18 protein-coding genes and 1 other RNA gene are annotated in these 17,534 nt (G+C 54.2%); 8 read left to right on the top strand and 11 right to left on the bottom strand.

Annotation, left to right across the window (positions count from 1 at the left end; genetic code table 11):
* Positions 1–12 precede the first annotated feature (12 nt).
* From KCG39_RS15300 to kbaZ, 7 genes are all read right to left on the bottom strand, one after another.
* Positions 13–1,167: an AgaS family sugar isomerase gene (locus tag KCG39_RS15300; RefSeq protein ID WP_004125564.1), complete on the bottom strand. Its 1,155-nt coding sequence runs from the start codon at positions 1,165–1,167 to the stop codon at positions 13–15.
* A gap of 304 nt (positions 1,168–1,471) precedes the next feature.
* Positions 1,472–2,605: an N-acetylglucosamine-6-phosphate deacetylase gene (gene nagA, locus KCG39_RS15295; protein WP_004125560.1), complete on the bottom strand. Its 1,134-nt coding sequence runs from the start codon at positions 2,603–2,605 to the stop codon at positions 1,472–1,474.
* Positions 2,602–3,036: a PTS galactosamine/N-acetylgalactosamine transporter subunit IIA gene (agaF, locus tag KCG39_RS15290; protein WP_004125557.1), complete on the bottom strand. Its 435-nt coding sequence runs from the start codon at positions 3,034–3,036 to the stop codon at positions 2,602–2,604. Before agaF ends, nagA begins: the two co-directional genes overlap by 4 nt.
* A gap of 17 nt (positions 3,037–3,053) precedes the next feature.
* Positions 3,054–3,932 carry a PTS N-acetylgalactosamine transporter subunit IID gene (gene agaE / locus KCG39_RS15285; protein ID WP_004125554.1) on the bottom strand — a complete coding sequence of 293 codons (879 nt, stop codon included), beginning with the start codon at positions 3,930–3,932 and terminating at the stop codon, positions 3,054–3,056.
* On the bottom strand, positions 3,922–4,701 hold the full coding sequence (gene agaW, locus KCG39_RS15280) for a PTS N-acetylgalactosamine transporter subunit IIC (protein WP_004125551.1): 780 nt from the start codon (positions 4,699–4,701) through the stop codon (positions 3,922–3,924). Before agaW ends, agaE begins: the two co-directional genes overlap by 11 nt.
* A 10-nt stretch (positions 4,702–4,711) precedes the next feature.
* Positions 4,712–5,185, bottom strand: a complete 474-nt coding sequence (gene agaV / locus KCG39_RS15275) for a PTS N-acetylgalactosamine transporter subunit IIB (RefSeq protein ID WP_004125548.1) — start codon at positions 5,183–5,185, stop codon at positions 4,712–4,714.
* Between the two features lie 26 nt (positions 5,186–5,211).
* Positions 5,212–6,480: a tagatose-bisphosphate aldolase subunit KbaZ gene (gene kbaZ / locus KCG39_RS15270; RefSeq protein ID WP_235894173.1), complete on the bottom strand. Its 1,269-nt coding sequence runs from the start codon at positions 6,478–6,480 to the stop codon at positions 5,212–5,214.
* A gap of 268 nt (positions 6,481–6,748) precedes the next feature.
* On the opposite strand from kbaZ, the gene KCG39_RS15265 reads away from it, so the two are divergent.
* A complete protein-coding gene (locus tag KCG39_RS15265) occupies positions 6,749–7,558 on the top strand; it encodes a DeoR family transcriptional regulator (RefSeq protein ID WP_004125543.1) in 810 nt (269 codons plus the stop codon).
* Between the two features lie 59 nt (positions 7,559–7,617).
* On the opposite strand, the gene garD is transcribed toward KCG39_RS15265, so the two are convergent.
* On the bottom strand, positions 7,618–9,189 hold the full coding sequence (gene garD, locus KCG39_RS15260; protein ID WP_142468351.1) for a galactarate dehydratase: 1,572 nt from the start codon (positions 9,187–9,189) through the stop codon (positions 7,618–7,620).
* Positions 9,190–9,707: 518 nt separating this feature from the next.
* On the opposite strand from garD, the gene garP reads away from it, so the two are divergent.
* From garP to KCG39_RS15230, 6 genes are all read left to right on the top strand, one after another.
* A complete protein-coding gene (garP, locus tag KCG39_RS15255) occupies positions 9,708–11,042 on the top strand; it encodes a galactarate/glucarate/glycerate transporter GarP (protein ID WP_142445275.1) in 1,335 nt (444 codons plus the stop codon).
* 28 nt (positions 11,043–11,070) lie between these two features.
* A complete protein-coding gene (gene garL, locus KCG39_RS15250; RefSeq protein WP_024358723.1) occupies positions 11,071–11,841 on the top strand; it encodes a 2-dehydro-3-deoxyglucarate aldolase in 771 nt (256 codons plus the stop codon).
* 28 nt (positions 11,842–11,869) lie between these two features.
* Complete coding sequence (gene garR, locus KCG39_RS15245; protein WP_004105999.1) at positions 11,870–12,760, top strand: 2-hydroxy-3-oxopropionate reductase; 891 nt, start codon at positions 11,870–11,872, stop codon at positions 12,758–12,760.
* Positions 12,761–12,825: 65 nt separating this feature from the next.
* Positions 12,826–13,971, top strand: coding sequence for a glycerate 2-kinase (gene garK, locus KCG39_RS15240; protein WP_142446907.1), 1,146 nt, complete (start codon positions 12,826–12,828; stop codon positions 13,969–13,971).
* A gap of 32 nt (positions 13,972–14,003) precedes the next feature.
* An RNA gene (rnpB, locus tag KCG39_RS15235) (RNase P RNA component class A) lies at positions 14,004–14,382 on the top strand.
* Positions 14,383–14,771: 389 nt separating this feature from the next.
* A complete protein-coding gene (locus KCG39_RS15230; protein ID WP_049113439.1) occupies positions 14,772–15,182 on the top strand; it encodes a Spy/CpxP family protein refolding chaperone in 411 nt (136 codons plus the stop codon).
* Positions 15,183–15,215: 33 nt separating this feature from the next.
* Here KCG39_RS15230 and KCG39_RS15225 read toward each other — a convergent pair whose 3' ends face one another.
* Both KCG39_RS15225 and KCG39_RS15220 read right to left on the bottom strand, forming a co-directional pair.
* Positions 15,216–15,377, bottom strand: coding sequence for a hypothetical protein (locus tag KCG39_RS15225; protein WP_004125524.1), 162 nt, complete (start codon positions 15,375–15,377; stop codon positions 15,216–15,218).
* Positions 15,378–15,401: 24 nt separating this feature from the next.
* A complete protein-coding gene (locus KCG39_RS15220) occupies positions 15,402–16,103 on the bottom strand; it encodes a pirin family protein (RefSeq protein ID WP_004125522.1) in 702 nt (233 codons plus the stop codon).
* Between the two features lie 104 nt (positions 16,104–16,207).
* Between KCG39_RS15220 and KCG39_RS15215 the strand changes: the two genes are divergently transcribed.
* A complete protein-coding gene (locus KCG39_RS15215; RefSeq protein WP_049113438.1) occupies positions 16,208–17,104 on the top strand; it encodes a LysR family transcriptional regulator in 897 nt (298 codons plus the stop codon).
* Between the two features lie 37 nt (positions 17,105–17,141).
* On the opposite strand, the gene KCG39_RS15210 is transcribed toward KCG39_RS15215, so the two are convergent.
* The gene (locus KCG39_RS15210; protein WP_004105984.1) at positions 17,142–17,510 is read right to left on the bottom strand and encodes a DUF805 domain-containing protein; all 369 of its coding nucleotides are present in this window, start codon (positions 17,508–17,510) and stop codon (positions 17,142–17,144) included.
* Between the last annotated feature and the right edge of the window lie 24 nt (positions 17,511–17,534).

The raw sequence follows: 17,534 nt of genomic DNA, 5'->3' as shown, positions 1-17,534 counted from the left end.
GATCGGATCCTCTTAAGCCAGCCATGGATGAATAACGACGCCCTGCACTACGCGGTTAACCGTGCCGCTGGCGGAGGGGGTATCCGGCGTATTTCCTACGGCGATCGACTGCGTAAGGGCGAATACCTGGGCGTACATCAGGAAGCAGAAGGCCAGTTCTACATCAACGAAGTGACGCGCTGGCGGCAGAAGGATATGTGGGCCAGCTTCAATAACGGCATCGCTCTCCGCGGCGATGGCCACCACACGTAAGGCCTGCCGATCGCGCCGTAGTTCTGCCAGCAGGTCGAGATCGTATTGGCGGGTGTAAGGGTGGCTAGATATATACACCACAACCAGCGTTTCGTTATCGACCAGTGATTTTGGTCCATGGCGGAAACCGGTCGGTGAGTCATAGAACGCTGCCAGCTTACCCGCCGTTAGCTCCAGGACCTTTAACGCCGATTCACGCGCAGCGCCCTGTAACCCACCGCTGCCGAGATAAACGATCCGCTTCCAGGGCTCGCTGCCAAATACGCCGTGGCTGAAATCGCCGAGTGAGGTCAGTATTGCGTGGCAGCGATCGGCCACATCGCGGAATGTCTGGCTGTTAATAACTTCTGGCGCAAAGGCCGCCAGGCAGCTGGCCATCATTGTGGTAATACTGCTGGTCATCGCAAAGCCGCGATCGTGCGTTTCTGCTGGCATCAATAGCGCAAAGGCATTCCCGTTCTCAAGAGCGTTTTGATAAAGGCTACCCGCTTCGTTGCAGGTAATTGAAAGGTGATAGCACTCCGGGACGAACTGGTTTGCCAGCTCAACGGCGGCTACGCTCTCCGGGCTGTTGCCGGAACGGGCGAAGGAGACCAGCAGTAGCGGATGCGCCGGGTTCAGGTAATCCATCGGATTGGTAACCAGATCGGTAGTTGGTACCGCGCTAATGTTTTTGGCGCTGTGATTAGCAAGCCATGGAGCGATGATTTCGCCGATAAATGCCGAAGTGCCAGCTCCGGTCAGGATGATCCGCAGATCGTTTTTACGCAGCAGTGGCGTGAGAAAGTTGTCGATCGCCGGACGAATACTGTCGATGTTTTTCAGTGAGTGCATCCAACAGACAGGCTGCTGACGGATCTCTTCTTCTGTCCAGGTTCCGGTCGCCGCGGCAGCAGGGGTATAAATTTCTGACATAACGTAAGTCCTTATCTTGTGAACTCCACATCAGACGCTGGCAAATTGTCGCTATCTTTCGTTTTGTTTCACTTGTTCATGTGATCGATTGATTAAAATTTATAGGAAAGAAATCGAAAGTTCAATGATGCAAAATGAAATAAAACGAAATTTGTGATCGAGGGAGCGACGGTTTTATATATGTAATTGATAAATTGATAATAAATCCCATGAAAGCAACGTGAGAGTTTTGTTTTACGAAAGGAAAAGAAAGTAAAGGCCTTGCGATCGTAAGTCGAAGGCCACTATGACGTTTAATGAAGGGCTATAGAGGGAAAACCTGGCCCTGAATCCATATCCCTTGTAAATGCAGTCCACCGTTGAGGGCGATGGCGCTGGCGCGTTTACCGGCCTTTAGCGAACCTAACTGATGGTCGATTCCCAGCAGACGGGCTGGGTGTAGTGAAGCCATATGGATAGCATTCTCAGGGGAAATACCGGTGAGTTCGACCATATTACGAACCGCCGTATCTACCGAAAGCGTACTGCCCGCCAGACTACCGGAAGCGGTCCGCACAATACCACCACGCATCTCTACCTTTTGGCCGCATAAGGTATAGCTCCCGTCAGGCATTCCCGCGGCCTGCATAGCATCGGTAATTAGTACTATCCGCTCTTGCGCGCAGCAGCAGCATAGCTTCATGGCAGTGGGGTGAACGTGGTGTCCGTCGGCGATAAGTTCCAGCCATGCACGTGCGTCGGTTAACCCTGCGCCAACCATGCCCGGTTCCCTATGGTGTAATCCCGTCATACCGTTATAGCAATGCACCAGCCCGTCCGCACCGGCATCAAAAGCGCTCCGGGTTTGCTCGCTGGTCGCCGCGCTATGCCCCAACATTACCCGCAGACCTCGATGCTTCAGATGGTTAATCGCCTGAAGTGCTCCGGTTTTTTCCGGTGCCAGCGCAACCACGCGCAGGGTATCGCGAGAAATGGCTATCATTTCATCCAGTTCTACGAGATCCAGTTCGCGGAACCATTCCGCAGGATGAGCGCCTTTGTTCTGCGGCGTAAAATAAGGACCTTCCAGATAGCTTCCCAGCACCTGCGCTCCGGGACCTCCGGAATAGCAGCGTTGCGCTATACGCGCCAGCACTCGGTGTATCGTCTCTAACGGAGCTGTAACGGTGGTGGGGAGCCAGCCGGCAACCCCTTCACGTGCTTTGTGCATGGCTAGTTTATCAAGTACATCCGGAGCATCGTCCATCACATCGACCCCGGCGCCACCGTGGACGTGAGTATCGATGTAAGCGGGAGCGAGTAGCTCAGCATCACGGAGCATGGTTCCCATGGAGATAGGCTCTATTGCCGTAATGACACCCTCTTCAATACGCAGTTGATGATCGTCCAGCCAGCCTTGTTCCGTCAGCAGACGTCTGGCGCGCAGAATTTGTGTCATATCCCTTCCTCGGCGGTGCTCTCTTCGCGACAGCGTCCTAGCTCGTCCACCAGACTGGTCAAGCCACGGTGCCCGCACTCCAGGGCCTGTATGCGAAACGCTTCGCCGCTGAGTTCATCGCGATCCAGCACCATTTCCAGCAGTAGCTGCAGGTTGGTGCCGGTAATCACTTCACGACCGGTTTTTTGCATCGCCAGTGTTGATGCAACGCGGAATGGCGTCCCGCCGAGCAGGTCGGTCAGGAATATGAGGCCTTCTTCGCCGTCCAGTTCTCCAACAGCCTGCTCAAGCTGCGAGGTAAGCAGAGCGGTGGTGGAAGTCTCAGGAAAATCGATAGCGATAAAGTGAGACTGCTCGCCGAGGATCTGCTTCATCGCTTTTTCCATGCCGCTGGCAAATCCGCCATGCCCCGTCAAAATGATACCTAACATCTCTGACCTCTTTTGCTTTACAGGAAGTGACAGAATTTACCGACGACGCCCAGAACCACGGTGATGCCAATAAGGCGCAGCGGACTCCAGCCTCTGCGTACCAGCCAGTACATGGTCAGGGTATAGACCAGCGGCAAAAATGCGGGCATCAATTTATCAATAACGTCGGCCTGCAGTTTAACCACCGCATCGCCGGCTTTGATTTCGAGCGTCGTATTCAGGCGAACATAGGTTGCTACCAGCGCCCCAATGACCGTCATCCCTACGATTGACGCCGCATGACCCACTTTCTTTGTGTTCGCTTTGATAAGCGGAATTGCTGCGACGCCCATTCGATATGCATAGTGAGCAAGACCAAAGCGTAGACCGAGATGGACGACGTTAAACAACACGATAAAGACTATTGCGCCAAGGATAGAGCCTTGCAGCGCCAGGCTGGCTCCTATCCCGCCGCAGATCGGCAACAGCGTCAGCCAGAACATGGCATCGCCAATCCCACCGAGCGGTGCGCCAACGGCGATTTTGGTGCTTTGGATGCTGTTGACATCCTGCTTGGAGCGTTCCATTGCCAGAATGATGCCAATAACAAACGTCACCAGGAAAGGATGGGTATTAAAAAATCCCATATGGCCTTTCATGGCTCGGGCCAAATCGCGTTTGTTGGTATGGATCTTTTTCAACGCGGGTAGCAGACCGTATAGCCAACCAGATGCCTGCATACGCTCATAGTTAAAAGAAGCCTGCAGCAGCATGGAACGCCAGGCCACGCGGTTAATGTCTTTTTTAGTGAGATCGGCGCCAATATTCTGATCTTCATAGACGTTTTCATTCACCCCGGTGAGCAGCGTTTCTTCATTTTCAGTCGTATTCGACAAGGTATGTTGGTTAGATGCCATCTTCGAATTCCTCTTTCTGTGCCGCTGGTTTAGTCGGTTCGGGAGATTTACGCAGCAGATCGATCAGCGCCATTGCCAGCGCGGCCGCGGCGATAGCCAGAACCGGAAGCTTGAGCCAGGCCGCGGCAACGAAACCGATGATGAAGTAAGGGATGTAGACGTTTTTCATCATGATCTTCAGCAGTACGGCAAAACCGATGGCTGGCATGATGCCGCCTGCAACGCCCAGACCGTCAATCAGGCGCTCAGGCAGAACATCAATGGCGGTTTTCGCGTGTTCCGCTCCGAAGTAAATCGGCAGGAAAGCGCAGAGGAAATAGAAAATACCTAACGCCAGCAACGCCAGATAGTTAACTCGTTCAATACCCGCGGTATCCGCATTTGCAGCCATGCGATCGCAGCGGGACATCACGCCGGACATGACGGAGAACAGGAAGGTAATGCCCATTTGTACGGCGACGGCAAACGGTACGGCGACACCTACGGCGACATCGGGCTTAACGCCGGTGGTTATGGCGAAAGTTGTGCCTACGATGGTGCCAATAATGACGTTTGGCGGCTGAGCGCCAGCTAGTGGCGCCAGACCCATCCACACCAGTTCCAGCGTGCCACCGGTTAAAATACCGGTATGCAGATCGCCCAGAATCAGACCAACCAGCGGCCCAAGCACTACTGGACGGTGCATGTGCGTTAACCCGTTGAACATATCGAGGCCAGCAATAAAGGCGAGAATACCTAATGCAAAAGCCTGCAACAGACTAATTTCCATTGTGAATCCCTCAAAGTAGTTTAAAGAGATCCAAAGCAGGTTCTGTTGGAACGCCCTGAACGAAGCATTCCACTCCTGCTGCTTTCAGACCGTTAAACGCAGAGATATCGTTCGCGTCGACAGAAACCGTTTTGGCAATTTGTTTTTTACCTTCGGCGTAATGCATGTTTCCCACGTTGATGCGTGTGACGGGTACGCCGCCTTCAACCAGCTTGAGAAAATCAGTCGGTGTCCTGCATACCAGCAAAATTTTCTGCCGATCGGCAGCGCGATGAATGTTATCGATCGCTTTCTGCAGCGACCAGAAACGTACGGCAATCCCTTCAGCCAGAACCATTTCCATCAAGTTCTGCTGCACGGTGTCTTCCGCTACTTCGTCATTGGCAACCAGTACCAGGTTTGCCCCCGCAAATCCGACCCACTGTACGCCGACCTGACCATGAATGAGTCTTTCGTCGATACGGCTAAGTACGATATTTGGCATAGCGTTTTCCTCTTAGTTGTTATCCGTTATGGAGTAACGCCCTGACAGGCGGCATGGTACTGCTGCAGTATGTCCTGAATGTGGCTCATGATGAGTTCCCGCGGCGTGGCACTGAGATCTCCCTCGCGTACTTTTACGTACTGCAAAGGTAAATACTGGCTGATAAGCGGTAGCGGGATTGGCTCACCCGCCAGATTGCGAACCAATCTTTCGAATGCGTCATCAATCTGGCTGTCAGGCCAGTAATAACGAACGCGATCGGAATAGCTGTAGCCGCGGGCCAGACGACGTGCGTTGCCATCGCCGTGATAGTGGCTTTGCCAGTATTCCGGGCGATCGAGCATTACGCTCTCAAGTACGTGACGCAGGCCAGAGCAGGCTTTGGCCGGCAACAGCTCCTCCTCAATGGCTGCTAGCGAGAACAGCGCTTCGCGCAGGGCGAAAGTCAACGCCGGACCAACTTTCAGAATGGCGAAGTGATCTTTCACTAGCTGGCGCAAAGATTGCGGCGTCTGGTAATCCGTGGAGTGTGCTTCGAATACCAACGTGTCGTAAGCTTCAACCATTTTGCTCAGAGCGACGGCTTTTTGCGGTTGATAATCTATGATGTGCGTATGATCGAACTCGACGCCGGGTTGCACAACCAGGGCAATGATGCGGGACCAGATGGCATCCAGACCCAGTTTTTCAAACGCATGGCAATGGGCTTTCAGCGTGGCGCGTGCCGCATCGGGTGTAGTGACCTCTAGCTCGGCTAATGTTTCGTGGGCACCGCCTGGCACAGGCACTTCGGTGCCAATGACGTAGACGAGATCCGATTCGCCGAACTGCTCCACGCAGGTTTCCTCGGCAATCTTTGCCAGACGTGCAGCACGTTCCGCGACGATAGCATCGGTTAGCGGAACCGGATCGCCCAGACAGGACATGCTGCAATCAAGATGGATTTTTTTAAATCCAGAAGCCACGTAGCTTTTGATCAAACCGTCAGCATTGGCCATCGCCTGCTCCGCTGGCAGATGCTGCCAACGATTTGGGCCGAGATGGTCGCCGCCCAGAATTAACTGCTCTTCGGGGAAATCAAGCGAGTTGGCCAGTTGGCAGACAAAGTGGCGAAAATCAGCTGGGGTCATTCCCGTATAACCGCCAAACTGATCAACCTGATTGGAGGTTGCCTCGATTAGCAGAGGAGTTCGGTTAGCATGTGCGTAGCGTATTGCAGACTCCAGAACCAGTGGATGCGCCGAACAAACGGCATATATACCGTTTGCTTTCCCCCGTTTATGCTGTTCCACCATAGTCGTCAGATGTTTCACTTTCCTCTCCAGGTTGGATGGTTATGATGATTATCTTTCGTTTTGTTTCATTTTATACTGCATTATGGTGTTATAAAAATAAAACGAAAGATAATGGTTTTCCGATCTGTTTCACAAAAGAAATATAATGAAAGTGTTTTGCGGCGAGTTTGTGGGCTGAGATACCTATCGCGGGGCTTGCATTCGGGTAAAAGAAAGGCCTTAATAAGGAAAACGAAATAAAACGAAAGAATTAGTTAAAGGATTTCTTATGAGCAACACAGACCATTCTGCAGATAAGCGGGTACCCGGTACCAGCGAAAGACGTGAGCAGATCATCCAGCGGTTGCGGCAGCATGGAAGCGTGCAGGTGAACGATCTTTCTGAATTGTTCGGCGTTTCTACGGTGACGATCCGAAACGATCTTGCGTTTCTAGAAAAGCAGGGGATCGCCGTTCGGGCTTATGGTGGTGCACTGATTTGCGACAGTAATATCCCCGGCGGAGAGCCTTCTGTTGAGGATAAAAGCTCGCTGAATACGGCGATAAAACGGCGTATCGCCGGAGCTGCTGTTGCGCTGATCGGGCCGGGGCATCGCGTTATTCTCGATTCCGGTACCACGACATATGAGATCGCCCGTCTGCTGCGCGAGCATACTGATGTTATTGCTATGACCAACGGTATGAATGTTGCTAATGCATTACTTGAAGCGGATGGTGTTGAGCTGTTGATGACCGGTGGGCACTTGCGCCGTCAATCGCTTTCGTTCTATGGCGACCAGGCAGAACAGTCGTTGCAAAATTACCACTTCGATATGCTGTTTCTCGGTGTTGATGCGATCGATCTGGAGCGGGGCGTCAGCACCCATAATGAAGACGAGGCCAGACTAAATCGTCGGATGTGTGAGGTTGCGGAGCGCATTATCGTGGTCACCGACTCGACAAAATTCAACCGTTCCAGCTTGCATAAGATCGTCGACACTCAGCGGATCGATACCATCATCGTTGATGATGGTATCCCGCCAGAAAGCCTGGAGGGGCTGCGTAAGAGCGGCGTTGAAGTCATTCTGGTGAATGCGTAAATATTGATACGCCGGGGCGATGCTCATTCACCGCCGACCGGCTTTTCTGCTAAGGATTATCACGTCACTGGCGCCGGGTTAAACACCGCCAGCTGATTGTGCAATCCCCACTGATCCGAGAAGGTCTTCTTGCGGCCGCTGGCGACATCAAGAATAAACTCAAACAGCTTCAGACCCACCTCTTCGATGGTCTCTTCCCCGGTGGCGATGGTTCCCGCGTTGATATCCATTAAGTCGTACCAGCGGTTTGCCAGCTCGTTTCGTGTCGCCATTTTAATGACCGGCACGGCGACCAGGCCATACGGCGTACCGCGACCGGTAGTAAACACCTGCACGGTGATCCCGGATGCCACCTGCTGAGTACCGCAGACAAAGTCGCTAGCCGGCGTCGCGGCGTAAATCAGACCGCGTTTGGTCGGGCGCTGCCCCGGAGAGAGCACTTCGGCAATCGCGCTTTTCCCGGACTTGGCGATAGAACCCAGCGCTTTCTCTACGACGTTCGCCAGGCCGCCTTTCTTATTGCCCGGGGAGGGGTTGGCGCTGCGGTCGGTTTTGCCCATATCGAGATAGTTGTCATACCAGGCCATCTCTTCCAGCAGACGTTTGCCCACTTCTTCGTTGACGGCGCGTGGCGTCAGCAGATGGATTGCATCGCGTACTTCGGTGACTTCCGAGAACATAACGGTCGCCCCGCAGCGCACCAGCAGATCGGATGCGTAGCCCACTGCCGGATTGGCGGTGACGCCAGAAAACGCATCGCTGCCGCCGCACTGCATACCGACCACCAGCTCGGAGGCCGGGCAGGTTTCACGTTGGCGCTGGTTTAGCTTCTCCAGATGACGCTCGGCAACTCGCAGAATATCGTCGACCATCGATTTAAAACCGACGTGCTTTTCGTCTTGCAGGCTGACGATGCTGGCGCTATCCACGGGGATGCTTTTCACATCATCGGTACCTTCCAGCAGACGCTCCGGCTGCAGTTTTTCGCAGCCGAGGCCAATTACCATCACTTCGCCGCCGAAGTTTGGATTGAGCGCCAGGTTATGAATGGTACGGATCGGGACAACCGCCGCCGGGGCGTTAATCGCCACGCCGCAGCCATACAGGTGGTTCAGACCCACAACACCATCGACGTTGGGATACTTCGGCAGCAGATCGCGTTCGATGATTTTCACCACATAATCGACGACGCCCGCCACGCAGTGCACGCTGGTGCTAATGCCGAGCAGGTTTTTGGTGCCCACGCTACCGTCGGCGTTGCGATAGCCTTCGAAGGTATAGCCTTCCAGCGGCGGCAGCGGCGCCGGGACTTTGGTCGCCAGCGGTAAGGTATGCAGCGGCGGCGCTTTAGGTAGTTCGACCAGTGATTCGTCAATCCAGCTGCCCTGCGGGATATCGCGTACCGCATAGCCAATCACTTCGCCATAGCGGATGATTTCACCGTGGACGGGAATATCGACCAGCGCGACTTTATGGCCTTGCGGGATATGTTCAACCAGCGTGAGCCCGTCAGGGAAACGCGTTCCGGCCGTTAAACCTCGATCGTTAACAATAATCGCCACGTTATCCGTTTCGTGTACTTTTATATAAAACGCCGTTGGCGATTCTTGTCTAATTTCAATGTCAGCCATTGTCCAGTATTCTCCAGCAAGGTGCGAATAATAAAATAAAACGTTTATACCCGTCATATTTCAAGCTGCATGTGCGTTGGCTTTCCTCGCTCACCCCGGTTACTTACTTTAGTAAGCTCCTGGGGATTCCCTGCGTTGCCGTCTTCATGCAACTCGAAATATTTAGGGTATATTCAATTTCTGATGCTCAGATTTATGGAATTAAGAATGTCAGGTATTTAGATTTAAAAATGTGATCTAAATCACTCGTTTTTGCGAGAGGGCATCAGGCATAGAAGGAAATCACTGGAATTGTGCATCAGCGCCCACTGATTATTGCATTTGCACAATTATAATGGTTTTTGTTATCTCTTTGTGGGGGTTATGCACAGTGATTAAATACCATGAGCTGATTATACTGAGTCATGCTTGCAATGCGCCGGATAGGTAAATCGATACTTCCTGATATTGATTTATGAATAATGAAGAATCACGCCAAAATAAATAATGGAAGGTGTGTTGTACCTGAGGAATATTAGATGAGTCTGGATGCAATGATACAACAGAAAAAGGAAGTGCCAACTCGATATTTAATTCTGTTGATCATTTTCATTGTTACCGCTGTTAATTATGCCGACCGGGCGACGCTCTCGATCGCCGGTACAGAGGTGGCGAAAGAACTGCAGCTGAGCGCGGTCTCAATGGGGTATATTTTCTCCGCATTCGGCTGGGCCTACCTGCTGATGCAGATCCCCGGCGGCTGGCTGCTCGATAAATTTGGCTCGAAGAAAGTCTACTCTTACAGCCTGTTCTTCTGGTCGCTGTTTACCTTCCTGCAAGGCTTTGTGGATATGTTTCCGCTGGCGTGGGCGGGTATCTCAATGTTTTTTATGCGCTTTATGCTGGGTTTCTCTGAAGCGCCATCTTTCCCGGCAAACGCCCGTATCGTCGCGGCGTGGTTTCCAACGAAAGAGCGCGGCACCGCATCGGCGATTTTTAACTCTGCGCAGTATTTCTCTCTGGCGCTGTTCTCGCCGCTGCTGGGCTGGCTAACCTTTGCCTGGGGTTGGGAGCACGTCTTCACCGTCATGGGCGTGATTGGTTTTGTGCTGACCGGCCTGTGGGTAAAACTGATCCATAACCCCACCGAGCACCCGCGCATGACGCAAGAGGAGCTGAAGTTTATCTCCGAGAACGGCGCAGTGGTTGATATGGACCATAAAAAGCCCGGCAGCGCGGCGGCCAACGGACCTAAACTGCACTATATCAAGCAGCTGTTGACCAACCGCATGATGCTGGGGGTGTTCTTCGGCCAATATTTTATCAATACCATCACCTGGTTCTTCCTCACCTGGTTCCCGATTTATCTGGTGCAGGAAAAGGGCATGTCGATTCTGAAAGTGGGTCTGGTCGCATCGATTCCGGCGCTGTGCGGTTTTGCCGGCGGCGTGCTGGGCGGGGTGTTCTCCGACTATCTGATTAAACGCGGTTGTTCCATCACCGTGGCGCGTAAGCTGCCGATCGTCCTCGGAATGCTGCTGGCTTCCACCATCATTCTGTGTAACTACACCGATAACACCGCGCTGGTGGTGACCCTGATGGCGCTGGCTTTCTTCGGTAAAGGGTTCGGCGCGCTGGGCTGGCCGGTGATTTCCGATACCGCGCCGAAAGAGATTGTCGGCCTGTGCGGCGGCGTCTTTAACGTCTTTGGTAACGTCGCTTCCATCGTAACCCCGCTGGTTATCGGTTACCTGGTGAGCGAGCTGCACTCATTCAACGCAGCGCTGGTCTTCGTCGGATGCTCGGCCCTGATGGCGATGGTTTGCTATCTGTTTGTGGTCGGCGACATCAAACGCATGGAACTGCAGAAATAATTAACGGTTAAGTGACAAGGTATAAGTGATGAATAACGATATCTTCCCGAATAAATTTAAGGCGGCCCTGGCGGCGCATCAGGTTCAGATTGGCTGCTGGTCCGCGCTGGCGAGCCCAATTAGCACCGAAGTTTTAGGCCTGGCAGGTTTCGACTGGCTGGTACTGGACGGCGAACATGCGCCGAACGACATCTCCACCTTTATCCCGCAGCTGATGGCACTGAAAGGCAGCGCCAGCGCGCCGGTCGTCCGCGTACCAACCAACGAACCAGTGATCATTAAGCGCCTGCTGGATATCGGTTTTTATAACTTCCTGATTCCGTTTGTCGAAACGGAAGAGCAGGCAGTTAACGCCGTTGCCTCAACCCGCTATCCGCCTGAAGGCATTCGCGGTGTATCCGTTTCGCACCGTGCCAATATGTTTGGCACCGTGCCGGATTACTTCGCGCAGTCGAACAAAAATATCACCATTCTCGTGCAAATCGAGAGCCAGCAGGGCGTGGATAACGTTGATGCGATAGCCGCCACGCCGGGCGTGGACGGTATTTTTGTCGGCCCAAGCGATCTGGCCGCTGCGCTGGGCCATCTGGGTAATGCTTCCCATCCGGAAGTGCAGAAAGCGATTCAGCACATTTTTGCCAGCGCGAAAAAGCACGGTAAGCCGAGCGGTATTCTGGCGCCGGTTGAAGCCGACGCGCGGCGCTATCTGGAATGGGGCGCGACCTTTGTCGCCGTCGGCAGCGACCTGGGCGTATTCCGCTCTGCCACGCAAAAACTGGCTGATTCCTTTAAGAAATAACCACCACCGAAACTAGAGAGATAAAGACATGACAATGAAAGTTGGTTTTATTGGCCTCGGTATCATGGGTAAACCAATGAGTAAAAACCTCCTCAAGGCAGGTTACTCGTTGGTGGTTGCTGACCGTAACCCGGAAGCGATTGCCGAGGTGATTGCCGCAGGCGCAGAAACCGCGGCATCAGCGAAAGCGATTGCCGAGCAGTGCGATGTGATCATCACCATGCTGCCGAACTCGCCGCACGTGAAAGAAGTGGCGCTGGGCGAAGGCGGCATTATCGAAGGCGCGAAGCCGGGCACCGTGCTGATCGATATGAGCTCCATCGCGCCGCTGGCGAGCCGCGAAATCAGCGAAGCGCTGAAAGCGAAAGGCGTCGATATGCTGGATGCGCCGGTCAGCGGCGGCGAACCGAAGGCCATCGACGGTACGCTATCGGTGATGGTGGGCGGTGATAAAGCGATTTTCGACAAATATTACGATCTGCTGAAAGCGATGGCGGGTTCCGTGGTGCATACCGGCGAGATCGGCGCGGGCAACGTGACCAAGTTGGCTAACCAGGTGATCGTGGCGCTGAACATTGCGGCGATGTCCGAAGCGCTGACGCTGGCGACCAAAGCGGGCGTGAACCCGGATCTGGTATATCAGGCCATCCGCGGCGGGCTGGCCGGAAGTACCGTGCTGGATGCCAAAGCGCCAATGGTAATGGACCGCAACTTCAAGCCGGGCTTCCGTATCGATCTGCATATTAAGGATCTGGCGAACGCGCTGGACACCTCCCACGGCGTGGGCGCCCAGCTGCCGCTTACCGCCGCGGTGATGGAGATGATGCAGGCGCTGCGCGCCGACGGTTTGGGTACCGCCGACCATAGCGCGCTTGCATGCTACTACGAAAAACTGGCGAAAGTGGAAGTCACTCGCTAACAAGAAGGGCGCGGATGCGCGCCCTGTAATTCTTGCCTTGCGCGGCACTGTCAGGCTACATAACTATGAAAATCGTAATCGCCCCAGACTCTTATAAAGAAAGCCTCTCGGCTACCGAGGTTGCCCAGGCTATAGAAAAAGGTTTTCGGGAAATTTTCCCCGATGCGCTCTACGTGAAGGTTCCTCTCGCCGATGGCGGCGAAGGGACCGTTGAGGCGATGATTGCCGCGACGCAGGGAACCGAGATGAGCGCCTGCGTGACGGGGCCGCTGGGCGTCCCGGTGGACGCCTGCTGGGGGCTTTCCGGCGATGGCAAAACCGCGTTTATCGAAATGGCTGCGGCCAGCGGGCTGGGGCTGGTGCCGCCCGCTCAGCGTAACCCGCTATTGACGACGTCGCGCGGTACCGGCGAGCTGATTTTGCAGGCGCTGGATCATGGGGCGAAAAATATCATCATTGGCATTGGCGGCAGCGCCACCAACGACGGCGGCGCGGGGATGGTGCAGGCGCTGGGCGCGCGTCTTTGCGATGCCAATGGCGCGGAGATCGGCCACGGCGGCGGTAGCCTGTGTAGTCTGAATTCGATAGATATTACCGGTCTCGATGCGCGGCTGCATGATTGCGCCATTCGGGTGGCCTGCGATGTCACCAATCCGCTGATCGGCGATACCGGCGCATCAAGGATATTTGGCCCGCAGAAAGGGGCTACCGAAGCGATGATCCGCGAGCTGGACAGCAACCTGGCGCACTATGCGGACGTTATTAAGGCCGTTCTGCATGTCGATGTGAAGCAGGTTGCCGGTGCGGGCGCGGCGGGCGGTATGGGCGCCGCGCTGATGGCGTTCCTGAACGCTGAATTACGCAGCGGGATTGAAATCGTGACCCAGGCGCTGAATCTGGAAGAGCATATCCTCGATTGTTCGCTGGTGGTGACCGGCGAAGGTCGGCTGGATAGCCAGAGCATTAACGGTAAAGTGCCGGTTGGCGTGGCGAGCGTGGCGAAAAAGTATCATAAACCGGTAATTGGCATTGCCGGTAGTCTGACCCGCGACGTGGGCGTGGTTCACCAGTATGGGATTGATGCGGTGTTTAGCGTGCTGAACAGCGTAACGACGCTGGAAGAGGCGTTTCGCGGCGCGGCGGACAATATTTATCGTGCGTCGCGTAATATTGCGGCGACATTGCAGGTCGGAATGGCGACGGAAGGATGACAACCGCTGGCAAACCCTCTATACTGCGCGCCGAAGCTGACCAGACAGTCGCCGCTTCGTCGTCGTCCTCTTCGGGGGAGACGGGCGGAGGGGAGGAAAGTCCGGGCTCCATAGGGCAGGGTGCCAGGTAACGCCTGGGAGGCGCAAGCCTACGACCAGTGCAACAGAGAGCAAACCGCCGATGGCCCACGCAAGTGGGATCAGGTAAGGGTGAAAGGGTGCGGTAAGAGCGCACCGCGCGTCTGGTAACAGTTCGCGGCACGGTAAACTCCACCCGGAGCAAGGCCAAATAGGGGTTCACAAGGTACGGCCCGTACTGAACCCGGGTAGGCTGCTTGAGCCAGTGAGCGATTGCTGGCCTAGATGAATGACTGTCCACGACAGAACCCGGCTTAACGGTCAGCTTCAACTTTTCAGAAAACCCTCGTCAGAAATGGCGGGGGTTTTTGCTTCCTATGGCAGGTTGAAACACAGGGCAGATGAATGCCTGTCCACGACGCTAGCGGGCATAGGAGGCGGGGGGAGTAGGTCAGGTAAGGCGTTAGCCGCCACCTGACAAGAAAGCGGGCACAAGGTGGGGAAACAGGCCTGCCATCAACCGCATTATGACTCATGCGGTTATGCGTTATCCTCACTTATTTTATATATTTTAAATAAATGAATTTAATTATAGCATTCATGTCTTTTATATATTTCCTGATTTACATACATTTATGCGAACTATTTTTTACATTTCTTCATCTGCTTCTGAAAAATAATGGCCAGCCACATCGGTGATAATTAATCAGGATAAAACTAAAATGAAATTAATGACTCGCATTGCAGTGACAACCGTCCTCGCCACGGGCTTCTCAATAGCGGCACAGGCTGCGGATGTTAACGCTGCGCCAGCCCCGGCGCAGGATCCGATCGTCCAGCACTTAAAACTGACCAACGATCAGGTAACGAAAATTAAAAACCTGCATCAACAGCTGGAGAAAAGCGTTCAGCAGATCTCCCAGAAAGATATTAAAGACGGCGTATTATTTGATGTGATCGATTCCGGAAAATGGAATGAAAAAGCGGTCAAAGATCAGCTGGCGGCGTTTAGTAAAGTCGAACAGCAGGTTCGCTATTATCGCGTGAAGTACTATTTTGATGTCAATCAGGTCCTGACGCCAGAACAGCGTAAGCAGGTACAAAAAGATTTAGCTCAGGCGCTGAGTGAGTAAATCTATCGGCCCCGGCTGGGGCCGATATTGACGTCAGGCGACGCTTTCTTCTTCCTGGAGCCGTATCTCCGCTTCTGCGACGATCGCCTCCAGTTCGCTCAACATCTCTTCATAACCAAAGCTAACCGTTGTCATGGTTTCTGGCTGCGGCTGCGACGCTGCTAGCGCCGCTTTTTTTGTTTTCTTCTTGCCCACTGACACACTCCCTTACCGCCGTTGTTACACAGGTAAATCTATCAGCAAAGCGCGCAGCGGCGTATCGGCAACGAGGGTAATGTTAGCTTCGTCACGAATAAACGCGCCATCGCCGCAGGTCAGTGCCTGTTTCTCTTCTTCCTGTACCCGCGCATGCACCGTGCCGTGAATCGACTGCAGGTAGGCCCGTGGGCCGTGGAGCTGCACGCTAAGCTGCTCGCCTTTCGCCAGATTGATATGGTGGATCCATACCTGCTGGCGCAGCTGGAGACTCTTCTGGCTGCCGTCCGGCGAAGCCAGCAGCTGCTGCGCTCCCTCGGCGATAGCGATTTTTTGCACAAGCGGATTTTCATGCTGCGGACAGGCATCCAGCCACAGCTGGATTCGCGTCAGCGAGCGCTCTTTGCTCAGGTTGTACTCGCTGTAGCTCACGCCGGGCTGGGTAGAGATCAGCAGCGCTTCGCCAGCTTTAGCCTGGATATGGTTGCCATCGCTGTCGCGGTATTCCGCTTCACCTTCCAGTATCAGGTTCAGAATGTCGACTTTCGGATAGGTACGCGGCTGGAACGACGCGCCGGGCGCCAGAACTTCCTGGTTGAGCACGCGCAGCGACGCGTAACCTAGCAATTTCGGGTCGAAGTAGTGGCCAAAGGAAAAGGTGTAGCGGGCCTGCAGCCAGCCGAAGTCGGCTTGACCGCACTGTTTGGCTGTTCGGGTTGTAATCATCTTCTTGACCTCTCTTTACACTAAATCAATGGTAAAGGTATGGACGCTGTATTGTTAGCCAGATATTCTGCCCGGTATGTTCAAATTTCCTGAATGAGAGAACGATGGCTAAAGAGAGAGCATTAACGTTGGAAGCGTTACGCGTTATGGATGCGATTGACCGGCGCGGAAGCTTTGCGGCGGCGGCTGATGAGCTTGGTCGAGTGCCTTCAGCGCTCAGCTATACCATGCAAAAGCTGGAAGAAGAGCTGGATGTCGTTCTGTTTGACCGTTCAGGTCATCGAACAAAATTCACCAACGTTGGCCGAATGCTGCTCGAGCGCGGGCGCGTTCTGCTGGAAGCGGCGGATAAGCTGACAACCGATGCCGAAGCGCTATCGCGCGGCTGGGAAACGCACCTGACCATCGTCACCGAGGCGCTGGTACCCACCACCGACCTGTTTCCGTTAATTGAAAAGCTGGCGACCAAATCGAACACTCAGCTGTCGATTATTACCGAAGTGCTGGCCGGAGCATGGGAGCGCCTTGAGCAGGGGCGGGCGGATATTGTCGTTGCGCCGGATATGCATTTTCGCTCTTCCTCGGAAATTAACTCCCGTAAGCTCTACTCGGTCATGAGCGTCTACGTTGCCGCGCCTGACCATCCCATTCACCAGGAACCGGAGCCGCTCTCTGAAGTGACGCGCGTTAAGTACCGCGGCGTGGCGGTGGCGGACACCGCCCGCGAACGTCCGGTGCTGACGGTGCAGCTACTCGACAAACAGCCGCGATTAACAGTGAGCTCGATCGAAGATAAACGCCAGGCCCTGCTGGCAGGACTGGGCGTCGCCACGATGCCGTATCCGCTGGTTGAGCAGGATATTGCCGAAGGGCGCCTGCGGGTGGTCAGCCCGGAGTACAGTAACGAGATCGACATTATTATGGCCTGGCGCCGGGACAGCATGGGGGAGGCGAAATCATGGTGTCTGCGGGAAATTCCGAAGCTATTTATGGCTAGATAAAACAAAATGCGCCCCTTTTTAACGAGGGGCGCATTATTCAGTAGGAGGTCGGTTTGGGATCCGGCCCGAAGCGATTATTGCCGGGAGTGCCGTTCTGACAATTGAAGACCAGGATCACTAGCCAGCCGATCACGGGGATCAGCAGTAATAACAGCCACCATGCCGAGCGGTCGGTGTCGTGCAATCGACGAAACTGCACCGCCCACCACGGTAAGAAGATCAGCACGCCATAGATGGTCGTCAGAATGCCTTCTCCTCCTGCGCGCTGCCATCCGAGCATTTTATCAATAATGCTGAGTACGCCGGTCAGGATGATGTTGACCAGAATAAACATCCAGTACTCTTTGCGCCGGGCGCGGCCGCCAAATCCAATGTAATTTTTTAATACTTTAAGATACCAGTCCATTTTTACGCCTCGATTAGCCGTCAA

The sequence above is a fragment of the Klebsiella pasteurii genome, from assembly GCF_018139045.1.
GTDB classification, from domain to species: Bacteria; Pseudomonadota; Gammaproteobacteria; order Enterobacterales; family Enterobacteriaceae; genus Klebsiella; species Klebsiella grimontii.
Note: the sequence above shows the minus strand (reverse complement) of the source record. Positions and strands in the feature narration are given on the sequence as shown.